We start from the raw sequence: 22654 nt of genomic DNA on the forward strand, positions 1-22654 counted from the left end.
CGCGCGGGGCGGCCTCGGTCGCCGCCCGCTCGGCCTCGGGAGCGGCGGCCGACGGCTCGACGCGGGCGATGTACTTCACCCGGAGGCCGAGCACCTGCTGGATCGCCTGCCGGAGGTACTCGCTCACGCCGGGCTGCCCAGCGGTACCGGCCATCTTGAACGAGTCGACGTCGTTCTGGCTCGGGAAGGAGAGCGTGAGGACGTCGTCCTTGAGGGCGCGGACCTGCGCGGTGTACGCGACGAGCCAGGCCGTCATCCTGGCCTTCTGCACGACCTCGAGGATCTCGGGCCAGCTGTCCTTCATCCGCTGCAGGGTGACGCCGCCCGCCTCGTCGGCCGCGATCGCCGGAGCGGCGGGCCGGGCGGGCTCGGGCGTCGGGGCGACGGGCTCGGGTGCGGTGACCTCGGGGGCGGCGCGCGGACGATCGGGCTCGACCGCCGGCGGGGTCGGCGCGGGCTCGGAGGACGTCACGGGGGCCTCGGCGCGCGGCGCAGCGGCCAGCGACTCCGGCACGGAGGCGGGCGAGGGCGCGCGGGACGGGACCGGCGACTCCGCGGCACGTGTCTCGGGCGCGCGGGTCTCGAGCGCACGCGACTCGGGCCGCGACGCCCGCTGCGGCGCCTCCCGACTCGGCGCGGGCGCGATCACCGCCGGGGCGGTCACCGCTCCCCCGGCCTGCACGAGCGTGCGCGCGATCATCAGCTCGAGGTGGAGGCGCGGCGAGGTCGCACCCGTCATCTCGGTGAGTGCGTCGTTGACGATGTCGGCGACCCGCGAGAGCTCGGCGAGCCCGAGGGCGCGCGACTGCCCGGCCATGCGGTCGAGCTCGTCCTGCGAGACGCCGCGGAGGACGGCCGATGCCGCGCCTCCGGTGGCCGCCACGACGATCAGGTCGCGCAGGCGCTCGAGCAGATCCTCGACGAAGCGCCGCGGGTCCTGACCGGTCTGGATGACGCGGTCGACCGCGCCGAACGCCTCGGCGGAGTCGCGCTCGGCGAGGGCGTCGATCACCTCGTCGAGGAGGGCGCCGTGCGTGTAGCCGAGCAGGGCGACGGCGCGCTCGTACTCGATCGACTCGGCCTCGGAGCCGGCCATCAGCTGGTCGAGGAGGGAGAGGGTGTCGCGGACGGAGCCGCCGCCGGCGCGGACGACGAGCGGCAGCACGCCGGCCGCGACTCCGACGCCCTCGCGCTCGCAGAGCTCCTGCGTGTAGTCGAGCATCTGCGCCGGCGGCACGAGCCGGAACGGGTAGTGGTGGGTGCGCGAGCGGATGGTGCCGATGACCTTGTCGGGCTCGGTCGTCGCGAAGATGAACTTCACGTGCTCCGGCGGCTCCTCGACGATCTTGAGCAGCGCGTTGAAGCCCTGCGGAGTCACCATGTGCGCCTCGTCGAGGATGAAGATCTTGAAGCGATCGCGGGCCGGCGCGAAGATGGCGCGCTCGCGCAGGTCGCGCGCGTCGTCGACTCCGTTGTGGCTCGCCGCGTCGATCTCGACGACATCGAGCGAGCCCTGGCCGTCGCGGCTGAGCTCGACGCAGCTGTCGCAGACACCGCACGGGGTGTCGGTGGGACCGGTGGCGCAGTTGAGGCACCGGGCGAGGATGCGCGCCGAGGTCGTCTTGCCGCAGCCGCGCGGACCGCTGAACAGGTACGCGTGGTTGACCCGGTTGGTGCGCAGGGCCGTCATGAGCGGATCGGTCACCTGCGACTGGCCGATCATCTCGGCGAACGTCTCGGGCCGGTACCGGCGATACAGGGCTGCTACCACCCGACAACAGTAGCTGCGACCTCCGACACCCGAGCCGGGTCCGCTCGCCGCGGAACCTCGGTCCTACGATCGGAGCCGTGACCGAGCAGCGCACGACCCGCGCGTTCGACGCCGTGATCCTCGCGGGAGGGCGCGCGAGCCGGCTCGACGGAGTGGACAAGCCGCTCCTCCTCCTCGACGGGCGGACTCTGCTCGAGCGGGTGCTCGCGACCGCCGAGGGCGCCGCGAGGACGATCGTCGTGGGGCCTCCGGTGCCGGCCGCGCTGCTCGGACGCGCCGTGGCGGTCCGGGAGGATCCTCCGTTCGGCGGCCCGGTCGCCGCCCTCGCCGCGGCTCTGCCCCTCCTGGAGCACGAGCCCGCGCCCGAGTGGGTGCTGCTGCTGGCCGGCGACCTCGTCGACCCGGCGCCGGCCGTCGAGGCGCTGCTGTCGACGCGAACGGACGGCGGAGCTGCTTCGCTGCTCGCGGTCGACCGGGACGGCCGGACCCAGTTCCTCCTCGGCCTGCACCGGACCCGCGAGCTCGCCCGCGCCCTCCGCCTGCTCGACAGGGTCGAGAACGCCTCCGTGCGCGCTCTGCTCCGCCCGCTGCCTACCCTCCTCGTCGAGGTGCCCGCCGGCTCGACCGACGACGTCGACGATCCCGCGGACGCACGGGCGCACGGCATCGCGCTCCCCGGCGCGGCGCATCCGGGCGCAGAATCGACGCATGACTGACACCACCGGCCACCCGAGCCCGACCGACGCGACCCTCTCGGCCTGGTGGCGCGAGCTGACCGAGGCGCTCGGACTGGGCGAGGTCCCGGTCTCGCACGACGTCCTGCTGTCGCTGGCCGGCGACGCCGCGCACGGGGTCGTCCGCCCCGCCGCCCCGCTCACGACCTTCCTCGTGGGGTACGCGGCGGGCCTCGAGGGCGGCGGATCAGACGCCCTGAACCGCGCTGTCTCGGCCGCGAGCGGAGCAGTCGCGCGGCACGCACCACCCGTCTGAGGGACGCCCTGCGCCCACCCCGGGTCGTTCCGCGAAGAGTCACCGCTCCTTCACATCCGGCGCCCGTACGGTGCGCTCGAGCCTCGACGCCGCGGCCTCTCCCTCCCTGCGGGCGACCCGCCGCGACGCGAGCTCCCGCGGTCGCGAGTGCGCCGCGGACATCCTCATCGAAGGAGAACCGCATGTCAGGCAACAGAGCCGTCGCCTACAAGTCGCCCGGAGTCGTCGAGGTCATCGACATCGACTACCCGACGTTCGAGCTGAAGGACGGGCCGGGCGTCAATCCCGCCAACATCGGCCGGAAGCTCCCGCACGGCGCGATCCTCAAGACCGTCTCGACCAACATCTGCGGCTCGGACCAGCACATGGTCCGCGGGCGCACGACCGCCCCGTCCGATCTCGTCCTCGGCCACGAGATCACCGGCGAGGTCGTCGAGGTCGGCCCCGACGTCGAGTTCGTCAAGGTCGGCGACATCGTGTCGGTGCCGTTCAACATCGCCTGCGGCCGCTGTCGCAACTGCAAGGAGCGCAAGACCGGCATCTGCCTGAACGTGAACCCCGACCGCCCCGGCAGCGCCTACGGCTACGTCGACATGGGCGGCTGGGTCGGCGGGCAGGCCGAGTACGTGATGGTCCCCTACGCCGACTGGAACCTGCTCGTCTTCCCCGACCGCGACCAGGCGCTCGAGAAGATCCTCGACCTGACGATGCTCTCCGACATCTTCCCGACCGGCTTCCACGGTGCGGTCACGGCGGGCGTCGGAGTCGGCTCGACGGTCTACGTCGCCGGCGCCGGGCCCGTGGGCCTCGCCGCCGCGGTCGGTGCGCAGCTGCTGGGCGCCGCCGTCGTGATCGTCGCCGACCTCAACGAGGAGCGGCTCGCTCAGGCGCGCTCGTTCGGCTGCGAGACCGTCGACGTCTCGAAGGGCGACCCGGCCGGGCAGATCGAGCAGATCCTCGGCGTCCCGGAGGTCGACTGCGGAGTCGACGCCGTCGGCTTCGAGGCCCACGGCAACGGCCCCGACTCGGGCAGCGAGGCGCCCGCGACGGTGCTCAACTCGCTGATGTCGATCACCGCGGCCGGCGGCGCCCTCGGCATCCCCGGCCTCTACGTCACCGGTGACCCGGGCGGAGTCGACGACGCGGCGAAGGAGGGCTCGCTCTCGATCCGCCTCGGACTCGGCTGGGCGAAGTCGCTGTCCTTCACGACGGGCCAGTGCCCGGTGATGAAGTACAACCGCTCCCTGATGATGGCGATCCTGCACGACAAGGTGCAGATCGCCAAAGCGGTGCAGGCCACGGCGATCTCGCTCGAGGACGCACCTCAGGGCTACGCCGACTTCGACAAGGGCGCGGCGAAGAAGTTCGTGCTGAACCCGAACGGCTACCTCGGCTGATCGCCCGCCCGCTCACCCCGCAGAATGAGGGGATGAGCGGGCACCAGGCGGTCGACTGGGGCCGCGCCCGCGCGCTCGTCGCCGCGGGCGCGGTCCCTCCGGCGAGCCTCGACTGCGCGCTGTCCGAGGCCGAGGGGTGCGTGAGCGCCGAGGCCGTGCGCGCGCCGCGGCCGCTCCCCCACTACGACTCGTCGGCGATGGACGGCTGGATGGTGCGGGGAGCCGGGCCCTGGCGCCTCGCGGCCTCGGCGCAGCCGGTCGTCACCGGCGCCCTCGTGCCCGAGTGGTGCGAGGCCATCGTGCCGTCGGAGGAGGGGGCCGTGCGCGGAGACGTCCTCACGACCGCGCGGCCGCCCGCTCCCGGCCGGCACATCCGGCGCGCGGGCGACGAGGCCGCGGAGCGCACGGTGCTCGTCGAAGCGGGCGTCCGCCTCCGCCCCTCGCACCTCGCTCTGCTGGCGGTCGCGGGGCTGGACTCGGTGCGCGTGCGGCCCCGGCCCCCGGTCGCCCTCGTCTTCACCGGCGACGAGATCGACACGCGCGGGATACCGGAGCCCGGCCGCGTCCGCGACGCCTTCACCCCGCTGCTGCCGTCGCTCGTGCGCGGTCTCGGCGGCGCGGTCGACTCCGTCACGCGGGTGGGCGACGACGAGGCGGCGATCACCGCGCTGCTGACCGACTCCGCCGCCCCGTTCGTCGTCACGACCGGTGGCACGGGGCGGTCGCGGGCGGATGCGGTGCGGCGCGCGATCGTCGCGGCCGGCGGGCGCACGATCATCGACGGGGTCGCGATGCGTCCCGGCCATCCCGCGCTCGTCGCGGCGCTGCCCGGCGACCGCCTGGTGATCGCGCTGCCCGGCAACCCGCTCGCGGCGGTGCTCGCGGGGCTGTCGCTCCTGGCTCCGGCGATCGACGCGGCGAGCGGAGTCGTCGACGGCGTCCTCGAGGAGGGCCTCCTCGGCGAGGAGCTCGGCCGGGCGGGGACCACGACCCTCGTACCGGTGCGGCTCGTCGAGGGGCGCTGGCGGGCCGCGGCGGGCATCCGCTCGCACATGCTGACCGGCCTCAGCGCCTCGGAGGCCGTCGCGGTCGTGCCGCCCACCGGCGGGCGCCCGGGCGACTCCGTGCCGCTGCTGCGCCTGCCCTGGTGACCCCGCGCCGGTGACTCAGGCGGCCGCCTCGAGCCGGATCACCACCGACTTCGAGGTGGGCGTGTTGCTGACGCGCGCCGTGGAGTCGAGCGGGACGAGCACGTTCGTCTCGGGGTAGTACGTCGCAGCGCAGCCCCGCGGCGTGTCGTACGCGACGACGCGGAACGCCTCGGCGCGGCGCTCGACGCCGTCCTCCCACTCGGACACGAGATCGACCATCGCGCCGTCGGCGAAGCCCAGCGCGGCGATGTCAGCCGCGTGCACGAACACGACGCGGCGGCCGTCGTGGATCCCGCGGTAGCGGTCGTCCCTGCCGTAGATCGTGGTGTTGAACTGGTCGTGCGAGCGCAGGGTCTGCAGCAGCAGCCGTCCCTCGGGCACCCGCGGGTAGTCGAGCGGGTTCGCCGTGAACTGCGCGCGACCCGACGGCGTGTCGAAGCGGCGCGCGTCGCGGGGCGGGTGCGGGAGGACGAAGCCGCCGGGCATGTCGATCCGCTGCTCGAACGCGGCGAAGCCGGGCACGACGTTCTCGATGTGCCGGCGGATCAGCCGGTAGTCGCCGCGGAGGGCCGGCCAGTCGACGACCGGCACGTTGTCCCGATCGGCGAGCAGCCGCTCCGCGATGCCGGTGAGGATCGCCACCTCGGAGCGGAGCGCAGGATTCGGGGGCTTCAGGCGTCCGCGCGACGCGTGCACCGCGCTCATCGAGTCCTCGACGGTGACCCGCTGCTCCCCCGTCGCCTGGACGTCGGCGTCGGTGCGACCGAGCGTCGGCAGGATCAGGGCGCGGCGGCCGGTGACGACGTGCGAGCGGTTGAGCTTGGTCGAGATGTGCACGGTCAGCGCCAGGGAGCGCATCGCCGCCTCCGTCACCCCGCTGTCCGGCGTCGCTCGGGCGAAGTTCCCGCCGAGGCCGACGAAGACGCGGGCCGTGCCGTCGCGCATCGAGCGGATGGCCGCGACGGTGTCGGTGCCGTGCTCGCGCGGCGAGGCGAAGGAGAACTCGCGGTCGAGCGCGTCGTGGAAGGAGTCGGGCATCCGCTCGAAGATGCCCATCGTGCGGTCGCCCTGCACGTTCGAGTGGCCGCGGACCGGGCAGACGCCCGCGCCCGGCTTGCCGATGTTGCCGGTCAGCAGGAGGACGTTGACCACGTCCTTCAGGGTCGCGACGGAGTGACGGTGCTGGGTGAGTCCCATCGCCCAGCAGACGATCGTGCCCTCGGACGCCGCGATCAGCTCGGCGATGGTGCGGATGCGGGTCTCGTCGATCCCGCTGCCCCGCTCGATCTCGGACCAGGCCGTCGCGCGCAGCTCGTCGAGGTAGGCGTCGAGCCCGTCGGTGCTCTCGCGGATGAAGGCGCGGTCGAAGACGTCGCCGCGCGCCTCATCGGCCTCGAGCAGCGCCTTGCCGAGCCCCTGGAACAGGGCCTGATCGCCACCGAGCCGCACCTGGAGGAAGTGGTCGGCGAGCGGCGTGCCGCTGCCGAGAGTTCCGCGAACGGTCTGCGGGTTGTCGAAGCGGAGCAGCCCCGCCTCGGGCAGCGGATTGACGGCCACGATGGTGCTCCCGGCCCGCTTGGCGCGCTCGAGGGCGGTGAGCATCCGCGGGTGGTTGGTCCCGGGGTTCTGGCCGGCGACGATGAGCAGCGGTGCGCGCTCGACGTCGCGGAGGCTGACCGAGCCCTTGCCGATCCCGATGGTCTCGGTCAGCGCCGAGCCACTGGACTCGTGGCACATGTTGGAGCAGTCGGGGAGGTTGTTGGTGCCGAAGCCGCGGACCAGCAGCTGGTAGACGAACGCCGACTCGTTCGAGGTGCGGCCGGAGGTGTAGAAGATCGCCTCGTCCGGATCTGCGAGGGCGCAGAGCTCGTCGGCGACGATGTCGAGCGCCTCGTCCCAGCCGACCGGACGGTAGTGCGTCGCGCCCTCCTCGAGCAGCATCGGCTCGGTGAGGCGGCCCTGCTGGCCGAGGGCGAAGTCGTCCCACTCCTCGAGCTCGGCGACGGGGTGCGCGGCGAAGAACGCCGACGTGACGGTGCGGAGGGTCGCCTCCTCGGCGACGGCCTTCGCGCCGTTCTCGCAGAACTCGGCGACGTGGCGCTTGTCGGCCTCGGGCCAGGCGCAGCCGGGGCAGTCGAAGCCGGTCTTCTGGTTGACCCGCAGCAGCGTCTCGGCGCTGCGCAGCGGACCCATCTGCTTCAGGGAGATCTGCAGGGCGTGGGCGACGCCGGGGATGCCGACCGCCCTGCGCTTCGGGGAGGCGACCGTCAGTCGACTCTCGTCGATCGGACTCTCGCGGGGCTCGGCGTCGTCGACCATTCCTGCATCGTACGTCGCAGGCGGCTCCGGGGTCGCGGTGCGAGGATGACTCCCACCCTCGCAAGGAGCCTCATGAGCCGCAGTGTCGTCCGCACCCGCCTGACCGCCGTCCGCGCGGAGGCGCCGCCCCGGGTCCGGGAGGACGTGCTCGCGGTCGAGGAGCCGCTCGAGATCCGCGTCGGCGGACGGCGGTTCAGCGTCACGATGCGCACTCCGGGCGACGACTTCGATCTCGTCGCGGGGTTCCTCGTCTCGGAGGGGGTGCTCACTGCCACCGAGCAGCTCTCGGCGATGCGGTACTGCGCCAGCGGATCGGGGCCCGCCGAGAACACCTACAACGTGGTCGACGCGACCGTGCGCGACGGGCGAGAGGCGGTGCTGCTCGAGCGGGAGCGCTCGGTCTACACGACGAGCTCGTGCGGGGTCTGCGGCCTCGCCTCCCTCGACGCGGTGACGACGGACTCGGCATGGACGGTGGCGGAGGATCCGCTGCGGGTGCCGCGCGAGCTGCTGGTCGAGCTGCCGGAGCGCCTCCGGGAGGCTCAGGCGGTGTTCGAGCGCACCGGCGGCGTGCACGCGGCGGGGCTGTTCGACGCCGACGGGTCGCTGCTGGTGCTGCGCGAGGACGTCGGCCGGCACAACGCCGTCGACAAGGTCGTGGGGTGGGGTCTGCGGGAGGGGCGGCTGCCGCTGCGCGGGACGATGCTGCAGGTGTCGGGTCGGGCGTCGTTCGAGCTGGTGCAGAAGGCGGTGATGGCGGGGATCCCCCTGCTGGCCGCCGTCGGCGCGCCGTCGTCCCTCGCCGTCGACCTCGCGCGCCGCTCGAGCCTGACCCTCCTCGGCTTCAGCCGCGGCGGCGGCTTCAACGTCTACGCGGGCGCGGAGCGACTGCTGCCCTGAGCCGCGGCTCACCCACGGGAGCCGCTCCGCGTCTCAGCGGTGAGGCGGAAGTCGAGGCGCATCGAGCACCAGCATCAGCAGATCGATCCTCTGCCCCACCCTTCTGGCGGTGGTGGATCTCGATACGCCCGCTCCGCGGGCTACTCGATCAGCGAGGGTGGGTGGAGCGCGGGGTACAAGGGGGGCGCGCCTCCACTTCTGACGGACGTCGATCTCGATACGCCCGCTGCGCGGGCTACTCGATCAGCGAGGGTGGCGGGGGCACTAAGGAGGGTCGAGCGCGCAGCGCTCGCCCGCCCCCGCAGATCGCCGCCCTCGCAGAGGGCACGACTCGTAGGTGCCCGACCCCCGCGTGTGAGCTCGACCGGAGCGCACCGGGGTTGCACGCACAGGGCAGAGGGCGCGACCGGAAATCGCGTGCGAGTGATTTCCGGCAGCCCGACGTTGCCCGCTCTGCGAATCGCAACCACCCCTGGAAGCCGACCGCGAGTCGTCTAGCGGCTGCGCCGCTAGACGACCGACAAGGACTGCCGCGCGATCTCGAGCTCTTCGTTGGTGGGGATCACGAGGACGGCGACGCGGGAGTCGTCGGTGGAGATGCGGCGAGCGCCGCGGTCGGGGCTCGTGTTGCGCGCCTCGTCGAGCTCGACGCCGAGGCCCTCGAGGCCGCGCAGGGCGCCGGCGCGGACGGCGGCGACGTTCTCGCCGACTCCGGCGGTGAAGACGATCGCGTCGACGTGGCCGAGCTGGGCGTAGTAGGCGCCGATGTAGTGGCGGAGGCGGTGGTAGTAGACGTCGAGGGCGGCGCGAGCCTTCTCGTCGCCGGAATCGGCCGCCTCCTGGACGTCGCGCATGTCGCCGCGGCCGGAGAGGCCGAGGAGTCCGCTGCGGCGGTTGAGGACGGTGTCGAGCTCGTCGATCGACAGGCCGGCCTTGCGGGCGAGGTGGAAGACGACCGCGGGGTCGAGGTCTCCGGAGCGGGTGCCCATGACGAGGCCCTCGAGCGGGGTCATGCCCATCGAGGTCTCGACGGACGCGCCTCCGTCGACCGCGCACGCCGAGGCGCCGTTGCCGAGGTGGAGGACGATGGTCTTGAGGTCGGAGCGGCGGCGGCCGAGGAACGCGGCGGCCGACTCCGAGACGAACTTGTGCGACGTGCCGTGGAACCCGTAGCGGCGGATGCGGTGCTTGTCGGCGAGGTCGGCGGGGATGGCGTACGTGGAGGCCGCCGCGGGGATCGTGTGATGGAAGGCCGTGTCGAACACCGCGACGTGCGGAACGTCGGCGAAGGCCTTCTGCGCGGCCTCGATGCCCTCGAGGTTCGCCGGGTTGTGCAGCGGAGCGAGATCGGAGAGGTCCTCGATGTTGATCTTGACCAGGTCGGTGATCAGGGTCGGCTCGTAGAAGCGCTTGCCGCCGTGCACGACGCGGTGGCCGACCGCGACGGGCGGGAACTCGTCGAGGCTCGGGCCGTGCTCGGCGAAGGCGCGGATCATCGCGTCGAAGCCCGCGGTGTGGTCGGGGATCGGGGTCTCGAACTCGATGCTCTCGCCGTCGCGGGTGTGCTTCGTGCGGCCGGTCTCCTCCCCGATCCGCTCGACGAGACCGCTGGCGAGCGTCTCCTCCGTCGTCATCTCGATGAGCTGGTACTTGAACGACGACGAACCGCTGTTGACGACGAGGACGACGGACACGATGGGACTCCTGGGGTGATCGGGGTCGGGAGGGGACGCGGCGGCGGGTGGCCGTCAGCGCACGGGCAGGGGGATGGCGGAGGTCGGCGGCACGATCGCCTGCGTCGCCGCCTGGATCGCGGTGATCGCGACGGTGTTGACGATGTCCTGCACGAGGGCACCGCGTGAGAGGTCGTTGACCGGCTTCCGGAGACCCTGGAGGACCGGGCCGATGGCGACGGCGCCGGCCGAGCGCTGCACCGCCTTGTAGGTGTTGTTGCCCGTGTTGAGGTCGGGGAAGATGAACACCGTCGCACGGCCCGCGACCTGCGAGCCGGGCATCTTCGAGGCCGCGACGGCGGCGTCGGCCGCCGCGTCGTACTGGATGGGCCCCTCGACGAGCAGGTCGGAGCGGCGCTCGCGGACCAGCGCCGTGGCCGCGCGGACCTTCTCGACGTCGGCCCCCGCTCCACTCTCGCCGGTGGAGTAGGAGAGCATCGCGATCCGGGGGTCGATGCCGAACTGCTGCGCCGTCTCGGCGGAGGAGATCGCGATGTCGGCGAGCTGCGTGGCGGTCGGGTCGGGGTTCACTGCGCAGTCGCCGTAGACGAGGACCCGGTCGGCCAGCGCCATCAGGAACACGCTCGAGACGACGGAGACGCCCGGGGTGGTCTTGATGATCTCGAAGCCGGGGCGGATCGTGTGCGCGGTGGTGTGGGCGGCTCCCGAGACCATGCCGTCGGCCAGGCCGAGCTGCACCATCATCGTGCCGAAGTAGGAGACGTCGGTCACCGTGTCGTAGGCGTGGTCGTAAGTGATGCCCTTGTGGGCGCGGATCTTCGCGTACTCCTCGGCGAAGCGCGCGCGGTGCTCGGGGTCGAGCGTGCTGAGCACGCGGGCGCCGTCGATGTCGAGACCGAGGGCGGCGGCACGGCCGCGCACCTCCGACTCCTCGCCGAGGATCGTCAGGCGGGCGATGCCGCGCTTGAGGACCGTCGCGGCGGCGCGGAGGATGCGGTCGTCGCCGCCCTCGGGGAGCACGATGTGGCGGTCGGCGATGCGGGCGCGCTCGATCAGGCCGTACTCGAACATCAGCGGGGTGACCACCTCGGAGCGGCCGACGTCGAGCAGGGTGAGCAGCTCGACCGCGTCGATGGCCTCCTCGAAGAGGGCGAGGGAGGTGTCGCGCTTGCGGGGCGAGTCGGCCGCCAGGCGCCCGCGGGCGGCGGTGACCCGCACAGCGGTGTCGTAGGTGCCGAGCTCGGTCATCACGATCGGGAGCCTGTTGTCGACGCCCTCGATGAGGCGGACGATCGGCTCCTGCAGCTCGAAGCCTCCGTTGAGGATGATGCCCGAGACCGTCGGGAAGTTGCCGGAGGCGTGGGCCATGATCACGGCCAGCACCACCTCGGGGCGGTCGCCCGGGACGATGACCACCCCGCCCTCCATCAGCCGCGGCAGGACGTTGACCATCGACATGCCGGCGACGACGACGCCCAGCACCTCGCGGCCGAGCAGCTCGGGATCGCCGGCGACCACGACTCCGTCGACCACGTCGACGAGGCGCGAGAAGCTCGGCGCCACGAGGAACGGATCCTCGCGGATCGCCCAGACCGGCACCGGCGTGGGAAGCGCTGAGCGGATGGCCTCGACAGCGGCAGGAGCGGTCTCGGGATCGGCGCGGTTGGCGATGACCCCGATGAGCGTGGCGTGGGCGGTGCGCAGCTCGACGGAGGCGAGCTCGGTGATCTGGCGCATCTCCTCGGGAGTGCGCGCGGGGGCCTGCCCGAGCTGCTCGCTGCGGGAGGGATCGCGGCCGGTGAGCACGAGGAGCACCGGGGCGCCGAGGTTCGCGGCGACGCGCGCGTTGTAGCCGAGCTCGGTCGGGCTGCCGACGTCGGTGTAGTCGGAGCCGAGGATGACGACCGCGTCGCACTGCGCCTCGACGCCCTTGTAGCGCTCGACGATGCGCGAGAGCGCGGCCTCGCCGTCGGCGTGGACGTCCTCGTAGGTGACGCCGATGCAGTCCTCGTAGACCAGGCCCGACTCGGAGTGGCCGAGCAGCATCTCGAGCACGTAGTCGGGCTCGGAGGCCGACCGCGCGATCGGCCGGAAGACACCGACCCGCTGCACCTGACTGCTGAGCAGATCGAGGACGCCGAGGGCGACCGTGGACTTGCCGGAATGACCTTCGGCGGACGAGATGTAGATGCTCTGAACCATCGGCGCAAGCCTACCGAGGGGGCCTCGCGCATGGCTGGACGGGCGCCTCGGATGGGAGAGCGTGCAGCAGCGGCGGCCTGTGGAGGAGCGACCGCGGAGACCCCGCGGCAACCTGCCGCTGAGACGAAGAAGACCCCCCGCGCACCCGCCAGAGCCCGGTTACCCTTGCTGCGTTTCCGCCCTGGGGGAGTTGGCCTGGATGGCGCCACGCGGGGAGCCGGGAGACAGTCTAACCCGATGCCGCGAGCCCGGGGACCCGCGTGGTCAGCGGCGCCGGTCGGATTCGGGTAGTGTGCTTCAGGTCGCGATCACGGTCGCGCCTGGAGGATTCGCCTAGTGGCCTATGGCGCACGCTTGGAAAGCGTGTTGGGTGAAAGCCCTCGGGGGTTCGAATCCCCCATCCTCCGCCGAACGGCGTCGCACGCTCTCGCCAGCGCGCGGCGCCGTTTGCTGTCTCCGCGGTGCTCAGTGCGCGAGTCGGATCGCTCAGTGCGCGAGCCGGTCGAGCCACTCCTCGAGGAGACCCCGCTCCCCCGCGCTCAGACCGTCGACCGTCGGCAGTGCCTCGCGCAGCGCGACGGCGTGGGCGACGACCGCCCGGGCCGCAGGATCGACGGGGCCCGAGTCGAGGGTCGTGATCGCGGCGAGCACGGCCTCGCGGGAGCGGGCCGAGAGCTCGTCGTCGCCGTCGGCCGTGAGCGTCAGCGTGCAGCCGAGGGCCGCGGACTGGAGCAGGCGCGCCGCCCGCTCGACGTCGACGGTCAGGCGGCCCGCCTCCGCCACGGCGTGGACGTGGGCGAGCAGGACGCCGCGGGCGTGGCGGGCCGCCTCCGACTCCTCCCCCGGACGCGCGGTGAACATCAGCGCGTAGAGGTGCGGCTCGGCGAGACCGAAGGCGACGTGGTGGTCCCAGGCGGCGCGGAGGGCGTCGACCGGATCGGCGGGCGGGTCGACGCGCTCGAACTCGGCCTGCGCGGCTCCGAACCCGGCGGCGGCGACGGCGTCGAGAAGTCCACGGAGGTCGCCGAAGGTGCGGTAGATGGTGGGCGCCTGGACGCCGGCGGCGGTGCTGATGGCGCGGGTCGAGACGGCATCGCGCCCGCCCTCGGCGAGCAGCTCGGCGGTCGCCCGGAGGATGCGGTCGCGGGTCGTCGGGCTCTCGGTCACGTTGCCGACGCTAACACGCGGGCGTTAGCGGCCAGTGCCGCGGTGCGCTCCCCGAGGTGGTCGATCGGTCGCGGATGAGCCGCGTGAAGGGGTAGGGACGGTGCGTCTGTGACGGATGGAACGGGGCGGCTCGCGCCAGGAGGCGTGGGCTGCGAGGCAGGGCTTCTGACGCTGGTGGTTCTCGATACGCCCGCTCCGCGGGCTGCGGGCTCGATCAGCATGCAGGGCGGGACGACAGACCGTGGCGCTCAGGGGCGGTGCTGCTGACGCTGGTGGATCTCGATACGCCCGCTGCGCGGGCTACTCGATCAGCATGCAGGGGGCGGGGGCACGCATCCCTCGCCCAGTCGCCGCCGGCGCTGACGGGGGTCGGCTGCAAGGCGGAGGAGGGAGCGATACCGGCGGTATCGCGACTGACGACAACGCCGCAGATGGCCCCCGTCAGCGCCGGCGGGTGGTGCCGAAGATGCCGCGGACGACCTCGCGGAGCAACGTCGAGCCTGCCGAGGATCCGAGGACCTGCTCGACGACGGTCTTGTCGCGGCGGGAGGTGCGGGGGGCAGTCGAGCGGGGGGCGGTGCGGCGGCGGGAGCGCTCGGCGGCCTCGTCGGCGCGGCGCTCGGCGGTGGCGCGCTCCTTGGCGAGGCGGACCTCCTCGCGGGCGCGCTCCTTCGCGGCGCGGGCCTCCTCCTCGGCGCGCTCCTCGGCGGCGAGGCGCGCCTCCTCGGCCTCGGCGGCGGCGTCGAGGCGTCGGGTCAGGATCTCGCGTGCGGAGTCGCGGTCGAGCGGGGTGCCGTAGCGGGCGAGCAGCGGGGAGCGCTGGACGCTCGCCTCCCGTTCTGCCTCCGGGGTCGGCGCCATCGAGCCCTGCGGAGCGCGCAGGCGCGTCCACGCGACGGGAGTCGGAGCGCCGCGCTCGTTCATCACGGTGACGATCGCCTCGCCGATCGACAGGGCCTGCAGGATCTCGCCGAGGTCGTAGTCGGACTCGGGGTAGGTCGAGACGGTCGCGCGCAGGGCCTTCGCGTCGTCGGGGGTGTGCGCGCGCAGCTGGTGCTGGATGCGCGAGCCGAGCTGGGCGAGCACGTCGCCGGGGACGTCCTTGGGCGTCTGAGTGACGAAGACGATGCCGACGCCCTTCGAGCGGATCAGCCGCACGGTCTGGGTGATCGCCGCGAGGAAGTCCTTGGACGCGTCGCGGAAGAGCAGGTGCGCCTCGTCGAAGAAGAACACGAGCTTCGGGCGGTCGAGGTCGCCGACCTCGGGCAGGTCGTTGAAGAGGTCGGCGAGCAGCCACATCAGGAACGTCGAGAACAGCGCCGGCCGGTCGGCGACTCCCGGCACCTCGAGCAGGCTGACGACGCCCCGGCCCTCGGGGGTGCTGCGGAGGAACTCGGCAGTGTCGATCTCGGGCTCCCCGAAGAACACGTCGGCGCCCTGGTCGGCGAAGGCGATCAGCTCGCGCAGGATCACTCCCGCGGTCGCCTTCGAGAGACCGCCCAGCTCGGCGAGCTCGGCCTTGCCCTCGTCGCCGACGAGGTAGGTGAGGACGGCGCGGAGATCCGACAGGTCGACGAGCGGCAGCCGCGCGGACTCGGCGTAGTGGAAGACCAGGCCGAGGCTCGACTCCTGGGTGTGGTTCAGCCCGAGGACCTTCGCGAGCAGGAGCGGACCGAAGCCGGTGACGGTCGCGCGGACGGGGACGCCGGTGCCGATGCCGCCGAGCGCGAAGTACTCGGCGGGTGCCGCCTCCGCGACCCAGTCCTGGCCGATGGTGCGGGTGCGCGCGACGAGCGAGTCGCTCGCGGTGCCGGGGGTGGCGAGCCCCGAGAGGTCGCCCTTGATGTCGGCGGCGAAGACGGGGACGCCGTGCGCCGAGAGCTGCTCGGCGAGCACCTGCAGCGTCTTGGTCTTGCCCGTGCCGGTCGCGCCGACGACGAGCCCGTGCCGGTTGAGCATGCCGAGCGGGATGCGGACGGGCACGTCGACGCGGGCGTCGCCGTTGACGAGGGCGCCGAGCTCGAGAGCCGGGCCGGAGAAGGCGTAGCCGGCGCGGACGGCGTCGACCGCGGACTCGGGGAGCGGGCCGGGCACGGGTGGCGCAGCTGCGTCCGGCGCCTGCGCGTCTTCGACGAGTCGGACGTCGTCGACCACGGCGGCCGCCTCCTCCGGACCGCTCGCCGCCCCGAGAGCGGCAGCCGCCGCCTCCGCCCGCTCGAGTGCGGCCGCGGCCTGGGCCTGCAGTGCACGGGCGGCCTCCAGGGCCGCGCGCGCCTCGTCTCTCGCTGAGGCGAGCCGATCGCCGTCGATGCTCATGCGTCCAGCCTAGGCTCGCCCCGATTCAGCTCGCTCCGTCCTCGCGGACGTGCCAGGCCTGGCCGTAGCCGCCGTCGGCGACCGGGCGCGCCATCAGCTCGAGGAACGGCTCGGCGTCGAACGCCTCGGGCCCGAGCACACCGGAGCCGGACCAGAGGCCCGTCGCCAGCATCTCGAGTGCGATGACGGGGTTGAGCGCGGTCTGCCAGACGACGCACTGCGTGCCGTACTCGGCCATCGTCCACTCGTTGTCGCTCACGTGGTAGAGGTACACCTCGCGGTGCTCGCCGCCCCTGGTGCCGCTGACCCAGAGACCCGCGCAGGTCTTGCCGGTCATCCGCGGGCCGATGCCGGCCGGGTCGGGCAGGGCGGCGGCCACCACGTCGCGGGGCGCCACGAGCACCGGACCCTCCGAGGAGCGCACGCGGATCGGCTCGGTGCGGTCGAGGCCGAGCAGGTTGAGGGTGCGCAGCACGCCGATGAACTCCTCGCCGAGTCCGTACTTGAAGGTGACCCGCTTCGCGTCGAGCCAGCGCGGCATCAGCAGCACCTCCTCGTGCTCGACGTTGACGCACTCGACGGGCCCGATGCCCTCGGGGAACTCGAACACCTCGGGCTCGGAGAAGGGCGGCGTCGTGAACCAGCCGCGCTCCTTCTCGAAGACCACCGGAGGGTTCAGGCACTCCTCGATGGTCGTCCAGATCGAGAACGACGGCGCGAAGATCTCGGCGCCGCTCTCGTCGCGCACGACGAGGTTCGCGCCGTCGCGGACCCCGAGCTCGTCGATCTCGTCGAAGAGGTGGTCGGACGCGTAGCGCGCGAAGACGTCGGACAGGCCGGGCTCGACGCCCATGCCCACGAGGGCGAGGCGCCCCGCCGACTCCCACGCGCTCGATGCGGCGAACTGCTCGTCGCCGAGCTTCAGCCCGGTCTGCGCGTGCGGCTCGAGCGGATGCGGGCGCGACAGGCTCATCGCCATGTCGAGGTAGTCGGCGCCGGCGGCGAGCGCCCCGGCGAAGATCGTCGGCACGAACTTGGGCTCGACGGCGTTCATGACGTGGGTCGCCCGGTGCGCGCGGGCGACGGTCTCGACGCTCTCGGCGTCGGAGGCGTCGATCCGGGCGGCGACGAAGCGGTCCTCGACGCCCTCCTGCCCGTGCCGGTCGGCGATCCAGGCGACGGTGCGCTCGGCCCGATCGAGCTCGTAGTCGCAGACGATGATCTGCTCGAAGAAGGTGCGGCGCGCGGCGATCTTGGCGAAGGCGTCGCCGACGCCGCCGGCGCCGACCAGGAGGATTCTCATGCGACCACCGTAGCGACGGTTTCCTCTGCGGAGAAGACCGTGGACAGAGGAGAACGAGGCCGATCGCGCGGAGCGACCACTGATTCCGTCACTCCACGGCGCTCTCGAGGAGCCGGATGAAGCGCGACAGCCTCTCGAGCGCGACCATCGAGGTGGGCGGCGAGGCGGCGAGCGCCGGCGAGTGCACCAGGTAGGCGGCCCACTTCGCCCGCGAGATCGCGACGTTGAGCCGATTGGGCATCAGGAGGAACTCGAGCCCCCTCGGCACGTCGGCACCGGAGGAGGCGGCGAGCGAGACGATCGCGACCACCGCCTCCCGGCCCTGGAACAGGTCGACCGTGCCCACGGCCGTCTCGGCGAGACCCGCGTCGTCGAGGGCGGCGCGGAGGAGCCCGCCCTGCGCGTTGTACGGGGCGACCACGATGACGTCGGCGGCGGTGAGACTCCGCGCGCCGTGCTCGTCGATCCAGGAGCGGCCGATCATCGACCGGGCGATCTCGACGACGCGGCGGGCCTCGTCGACCGAGGAGGTGGTGTCTCCGTGGTGCTCGACCGGCACCGAGTGCAGGCCCGGCTCGACGCCCTCGAGCAGGCGCTCCTCGGGCGCCCGCGAGCGGAGGGCGCCCTCGTAGGAGAGCTCGGACACGGCCGCGGTGAGGGCGGGGTGCATCCGGTACGTCTGCGCGAGGAAGTAGCCGTACTCGGCCGGCAGCACGTCGTGCCCGTCGGCGAGCCAGCCGAGCGCGGAGGTGTCGACCGGCTCGGGGTGCGACCCCTGGCTGACCTGCGGGAGCTGCTGCGGGTCTCCGAGCAGGAGGAGGCGCTGGGCCGAGATCGCGCTCGCGATGGTCGGCGCGAGCGAGAACTGGCCGGCCTCGTCGATGACGAGCAGGTCGAGCGAGCGGCGCGGGACCGTGCCGTCGTTCGCGAAGGTCCAGGCGGTGCCTCCGATCACGCAGCCACCCCCTGCCTCTGCCGCCGAGGCGAGGGCCGCTCCGTTCTTGACCGGAGTCCAGGTGACGGCGGCGAGCGCCTCCGCGGTGGTGCCGGTCTTGGGCACCTTGAGCACGCGCGCCGGGTCGACTCCGCGGCCGACGACGGCCGCGAGGACGTTCTCGACGACGGAGTGGGACTGCCCGACGACGCCGACGCGCCAGCCGTGGTCGCGGACCAGGCGGGCGATGACGTGGGAGCCGACATAGGTCTTGCCGGTGCCCGGCGGCCCCTGGACGGCGAGCGTCGCGTGATCGAGGGCGAGGAGCGACGCCACCACGGCGCCGACGACGTCCGCGCCGGAGACGGGGACGACCTCCGCCGGGGGCGTGCGGCGGAGGACGTCGAGGGCGGGGTCCGGCAGGAGGCTCGGCAGGGCGTCGAGGACGTCACCGCCCCATTCGGCGATCGCCTCGGGCTGCGGCTTCGCCCGCGGAGGCGGCGCGGGCGCGAGCGCGATCGGGACGTCGTCGTGCGGCTCCTCCCCCGCCGGGATGCCCTCTTTGAGCTGCAGCACGACGGCATCGCCCTCGTCGTGGACCGCGAGGATCTCGCTGCGATCGGAGGCTCCGCGAAGGCCCGGGCCGGGCGAGGGGGCTCCGGGCGGCGCGGGCGAGTCGTAGACCAGGTAGGGCTTGGTGCCGACGCTGAGCCTGCTGCCGGGCGCGAGGCGGCCGAGCAGCCGCAGCTCGCGGGACTGCGTGCGCGCCTTCGGGAGCTTCGACCAGTCGCGCACCACCTCGACGCGGTCGACGACGACCACGTCGCGCGCATCGGCCCAGTCCTCGAGCGGCTGCCGCAGCCGGTCGAAGTGCTCCTGCCAGAAGGTCTTCGCCTCGCGGCGGTGGTAGTCGATCGCCGCGGCGGCGAGTGCGAGAGCCGTCTGGTCGCTCGTGCGCTCGCGGGGCTCGACCCCCTCGATCTCAGCGAGGAGCGCGACCGCGACCGGATCGGGCTCTCGCGGGACCGGGAGGTCGACCTCGACCAGGAGCAGGGGCGCGTCGCGCTCGGGTGCGAGCGAGAGGAGCCAGTCGCGCAGCCGCAGGGTCGAGCGGCAGTCGTAGGCGTTGTACTCGGCGATCTCGACGAGCCGGCGCTCGCCCTCCTCGGCGTCGGGCCCGCGCAGCAGCTCGGCCGCCTCGACGTAGGCGGTGATGCTGTCGGCGGCGTTCGTCACTCCCGCCGTGTCGCGCGCCTCGTCGCCCATGTAGAGCGGCTCGAGCTTCTTGATCGAGTAGCTCGGCGACCCGACCCGCAGCGCCCGGCGGACCACCGGGTACAGGTCGACCAGGACGCCGTCGCGCAGGAGCGCGTCGACCTCCTCCTCGCCCACTCCGTGCCGCTGCGCGAGCGAGAGCAGGTGCGTGCGCTCATAGGAGGCGTAGTGGTAGACGTGCAGACCGGGGTTCGCGGCGCGGCGCTCGCCCAGGTGCGCGAGGAAGTCGACGAGCGCCCGGCGCTCGGCCGCGAGGTCGTGCGCCCAGAAGGCGGTGAAGCGCTCGTCGACGTCGACCAGGCCGAAGAGGTAGTCGAGGCCCCACTGGTGGCCGTCCTCGGAGTGGAGCGGGTCTCCCTCGAAGTCGAAGAACAGGTCTCCCGGATCGGGAGCGGGCAGCGCGGCGAGCACCGAGGCGTCGAGGACCTCGACGACGGGCGGGCGCCCGGGCGCCGCCTCGGAGGCGAGCTGCAGCCGGGCCTGCGCGCGCAGCGACTCGAGGGTGCCCGCGCTGATGCCCGGCACCCCTCCTGAGCCGGTGGCGAGCGCGTCGATGGTCACCACTCCGGCCGCCGCGAGCTTCGCGCGCTGGTCGACCCGCATCCCCGCGACCAGGATCGGATCGCGGTGCGCGTGCACCTCCGGCGTGCAGAACGCACAGCGCCCGCACGCGACGTAGCGCGGGTCTCCCCAGGCGAGCGGCTCGGAGGCGGCCAGCCGCTCCTCGACGACGGAGCGCAGTCGAGCGCGCTGCACCCGCTGCACAGGGGCGATCGTCGCGAGCTCGTGGCTCGTGATCGAGCCGTCGCCGAGTACGAGGTGCACGCGCGGCCCGACCCGGACGCCGCGCGCCGCCATCTGCTCGGCGTAGGCGGCGAGCTGCAGCAGCGCGGGGATCTTCGCGTGGCGCGCGAGCTTGGTGTCGTAGACCTCGTAGGCGCCGTCGTCGGTGCGCAGGAGGAAGTCGGAGAAGCCGATGAAGCTCCCGTCGAAGAAGGTGGCCTGGTAGAGCACATCGACGCCTGCGCGCATCGCCTCGACGGCGGCGTCGGCCGCGGCGACGTAGTCGGCGCGCTCGGGCCGCTCGAACTCGACGACCCGGTGCGACTCCTTCAGCTCGGCGAGGAAGCGGCGCTCGTGCTCGTCGCCGAGGCGCGCGGTGCGGACGAGCATGTCGTCCTCATCGACCTCGACCCGCGGAGCCCTGCCGAGGGCGGCGTCGAGGCGCCGGAGGACGGCCCACTCGCAGGCGGACCAGTTCGACAGATCGGTGGGGCTGGTGACGACGCGACCGTCCTCGACGAACATCCGACTCCCTCCGGTGCCGTCGAACGACGACGCCCTCAGGCTAGGCGGAGGCTCCGACATCACAGGCGCGTGGGAGGCTGGCCGGGTGACCAGGGCGCGTTTCGAGATCATCCCGACCGACGACATCGGCGACACGGCGGCACGGGCGTTCGCGGATCCGTCGCGGGTGACCCTGACGGTCACGAGCCTCCCGAAGCACGGGACGGAGCGGACCATCGAGTCCGCCCTGGAGCTCGCCGGGCGCGGCTTCCGCGTCGTCCCGCATCTCGCCGCACGCAACGTCGGCGGTCGCTCCGACCTCGAGCGCACGCTCGGCCGGCTGCTCGACGCCGGGATCGACGAGGCGTTCGTGATCTCGGGCGACGCGACGACCGCATCGGGCGCCTACACGACGAGCCTCGAGCTGATCCGGGACATCGTCGCGATCGCGCCGGGCCTCGCGCTCGACATCGCCGGATACCCGGAGGGGCACCCGCGGCTCTCGGACGAGAGCATCGAGCGGCACCTGGAGGAGCGGGCGCCGTTCATCCGCAGCATCGTCACGCAGATGTGCTTCGACGTCGACGCCGTTGTGCGCTACGCCGACGGGCTGCGCAGTCGCGGCATCGGCGCCGCGGTGTGGGCGGGAGTGCCCGGGCCGGTGGAGCGGACGCGACTCCTGAGCCTGGGAGCGCGGATCGGAGTCGGGTCCTCGCTCGGGTTCCTCAAGCGGAGCTCGTCGGTGGCGGGCGGGCTGCTGCGCGGGCGCCGCTTCGACCCGACGGCGTTCGTGGCGCGGCTGGAGGCGGCCGCGGGCGATCGCCTCGACGGGCTGCACGTGTACACGTTCAACGAGCTCGACGGGCTCGACGCGTTCCTGGGCTGATGGCGGGGTCGGAGGTCGCGCCTGGTGGTGCCAGGGGATCTTCCGGGAGGCGCGGCCCTCTGCGTGTGGCCCCGCTCCACGCTGATCGAGTAGCCCGCGCAGCGGGCGTATCGAGATCCACGTCCGTCAGAAGGCGAGGGCAGAAGCCTCATCTGCTGACGCCGGTGGGTCTCGATACGCCCCTGCGGGGCTACTCGACCAGCATGGGGAGGGGAGGGCGAAAGGCGCAGAGCCGCTCGGGTCAGCGGTCGGCGCGCACCCAGATCGGCGGGTGGGGCAGCTCGGACTCGGTGCGCAGGCGGCCGGCCAGCGGGGCCCAGACGACGAGGGCGACGCCGATCCCGAGCAGCAGGCCGCCGATCGTGTCGGTCAGCCAGTGCGCGCCGAGGTAGGTGCGGCTGGCCATCATCGCGACGGAGTAGAGGAAGCCGGCGATCCAGACCCAGAGCAGCGGGAAGACGAGGGCGAGCACCATCGCCGTCGTCGCCGCGTTGGCGGTGTGACCGGACGGGAACGAGCCGTAGTCGCTCGTCACCAGCATGTCCTCCGGGCGGGCCCGGCCGACGAGCTCCTTGATCAGCTGGGTGAGACCGACGCTCGCAAGGGCCGCGACCGCGTAGTAGAGCGCGGCCCAGCGCCTCCGGAACACGAGGAGGACGACGACGATGCCCAGCGGGATGATCGCGGTGCCCGTGATGCCCGCGCCGACCGTGTTCATGACGAGGGCGGGGATGTCCCAGAAGGAGGAGCGGTGCTCGACGACCTCGTCCATCCACTCGACGTCGAAGGAGAACGCCGAGGTCGGCCGGAACGCGATGATCACCGCGAGCACGATCGTGACGAGGAGGGCGACGGAGGCCGAGATCAGCGGCCAGCGGCGCGAGACGCGGTGCGCCGCCGCGGTGGTGAGGATCTTGGCGGCGACGTCGTCGGAGGAGGTCTGCTCGCCGAGCCTCCCGCGCTGCACAGCGTCGGGGCGGGCGACGCCGGGGTCGGTCGACGGAGGGGTGTCGCGGGAATCCATCCGGACATGATGCCGTCACGGGCTGTTCACCGCAGGGG

15 protein-coding genes, 1 tRNA gene and 1 other RNA gene are annotated in these 22654 nt (G+C 73.0%); 7 read left to right on the forward strand and 10 right to left on the reverse strand.

Annotation, left to right across the window (positions count from 1 at the left end; all coding sequences use genetic code 11):
* Positions 1–1771 (reverse strand): DNA polymerase III subunit gamma and tau (locus GRS92_RS05550; protein WP_159854118.1); only part of this gene is annotated, 1771 nt, incomplete at its 3' end.
* A gap of 77 nt (positions 1772–1848) precedes the next feature.
* Here GRS92_RS05550 and mobA point away from each other — a divergent pair.
* From mobA to GRS92_RS05570, 4 genes are all read left to right on the forward strand, one after another.
* Entirely contained in the window at positions 1849–2487 is a 639-nt protein-coding gene (gene mobA / locus GRS92_RS05555; protein WP_159854120.1) for a molybdenum cofactor guanylyltransferase, read from the forward strand.
* Entirely contained in the window at positions 2480–2761 is a 282-nt protein-coding gene (locus tag GRS92_RS05560; protein ID WP_159854122.1) for a DUF6457 domain-containing protein, read from the forward strand. The genes mobA and GRS92_RS05560 overlap by 8 nt, the downstream gene beginning before the upstream one ends.
* 182 nt (positions 2762–2943) lie before the next feature.
* A complete protein-coding gene (gene fdhA / locus GRS92_RS05565; RefSeq protein ID WP_056041820.1) occupies positions 2944–4158 on the forward strand; it encodes a formaldehyde dehydrogenase, glutathione-independent in 1215 nt (404 codons plus the stop codon).
* Between the two features lie 32 nt (positions 4159–4190).
* A complete protein-coding gene (locus GRS92_RS05570) occupies positions 4191–5309 on the forward strand; it encodes a molybdopterin molybdotransferase MoeA (protein ID WP_159854124.1) in 1119 nt (372 codons plus the stop codon).
* Between the two features lie 15 nt (positions 5310–5324).
* Here GRS92_RS05570 and GRS92_RS05575 read toward each other — a convergent pair whose 3' ends face one another.
* Positions 5325–7628: an FdhF/YdeP family oxidoreductase gene (locus GRS92_RS05575; protein WP_159854126.1), complete on the reverse strand. Its 2304-nt coding sequence runs from the start codon at positions 7626–7628 to the stop codon at positions 5325–5327.
* Between the two features lie 72 nt (positions 7629–7700).
* On the opposite strand from GRS92_RS05575, the gene fdhD reads away from it, so the two are divergent.
* On the forward strand, positions 7701–8528 hold the full coding sequence (fdhD, locus tag GRS92_RS05580) for a formate dehydrogenase accessory sulfurtransferase FdhD (protein WP_159854128.1): 828 nt from the start codon (positions 7701–7703) through the stop codon (positions 8526–8528).
* A 509-nt stretch (positions 8529–9037) separates the two neighbouring features.
* On the opposite strand, the gene GRS92_RS05585 is transcribed toward fdhD, so the two are convergent.
* From GRS92_RS05585 to ffs, 3 genes are all read right to left on the reverse strand, one after another.
* On the reverse strand, positions 9038–10222 hold the full coding sequence (locus GRS92_RS05585; protein WP_159854130.1) for an acetate/propionate family kinase: 1185 nt from the start codon (positions 10220–10222) through the stop codon (positions 9038–9040).
* Between the two features lie 54 nt (positions 10223–10276).
* Complete coding sequence (pta, locus tag GRS92_RS05590; RefSeq protein WP_159854132.1) at positions 10277–12424, reverse strand: phosphate acetyltransferase; 2148 nt, start codon at positions 12422–12424, stop codon at positions 10277–10279.
* Positions 12425–12549: 125 nt separating this feature from the next.
* Positions 12550–12646: signal recognition particle sRNA small type (gene ffs / locus GRS92_RS05595), an RNA gene on the reverse strand.
* 100 nt (positions 12647–12746) lie between these two features.
* On the opposite strand from ffs, the gene GRS92_RS05600 reads away from it, so the two are divergent.
* Positions 12747–12831: transfer RNA gene (locus GRS92_RS05600), tRNA-Ser, on the forward strand.
* Positions 12832–12910: 79 nt separating this feature from the next.
* On the opposite strand, the gene GRS92_RS05605 is transcribed toward GRS92_RS05600, so the two are convergent.
* The 4 genes from GRS92_RS05605 to GRS92_RS05620 all read right to left on the reverse strand — a co-directional run bounded on the left by GRS92_RS05605 (position 12911) and on the right by GRS92_RS05620 (position 20727).
* Entirely contained in the window at positions 12911–13591 is a 681-nt protein-coding gene (locus GRS92_RS05605; protein ID WP_159854134.1) for a TetR/AcrR family transcriptional regulator, read from the reverse strand.
* A gap of 441 nt (positions 13592–14032) precedes the next feature.
* On the reverse strand, positions 14033–15907 hold the full coding sequence (locus tag GRS92_RS05610; protein ID WP_159854136.1) for a helicase HerA-like domain-containing protein: 1875 nt from the start codon (positions 15905–15907) through the stop codon (positions 14033–14035).
* Positions 15908–15932: 25 nt separating this feature from the next.
* Positions 15933–17210, reverse strand: coding sequence for a saccharopine dehydrogenase family protein (locus GRS92_RS05615; RefSeq protein ID WP_159854138.1), 1278 nt, complete (start codon positions 17208–17210; stop codon positions 15933–15935).
* An 88-nt stretch (positions 17211–17298) separates the two neighbouring features.
* Complete coding sequence (locus GRS92_RS05620) at positions 17299–20727, reverse strand: TM0106 family RecB-like putative nuclease (protein WP_159854140.1); 3429 nt, start codon at positions 20725–20727, stop codon at positions 17299–17301.
* A gap of 85 nt (positions 20728–20812) precedes the next feature.
* On the opposite strand from GRS92_RS05620, the gene GRS92_RS05625 reads away from it, so the two are divergent.
* Positions 20813–21592 (forward strand): methylenetetrahydrofolate reductase, encoded by a 780-nt coding sequence (locus GRS92_RS05625; RefSeq protein WP_159854142.1) that lies wholly within the window; start codon positions 20813–20815, stop codon positions 21590–21592.
* 241 nt (positions 21593–21833) lie between these two features.
* On the opposite strand, the gene GRS92_RS05630 is transcribed toward GRS92_RS05625, so the two are convergent.
* Positions 21834–22616, reverse strand: a complete 783-nt coding sequence (locus GRS92_RS05630; protein WP_204162056.1) for a phosphatase PAP2 family protein — start codon at positions 22614–22616, stop codon at positions 21834–21836.
* Positions 22617–22654 lie beyond the last annotated feature (38 nt).

The organism is Rathayibacter sp. VKM Ac-2754 (genome assembly GCF_009807095.1).
In the GTDB taxonomy this organism is placed as follows: domain Bacteria; phylum Actinomycetota; class Actinomycetes; order Actinomycetales; family Microbacteriaceae; genus Rathayibacter.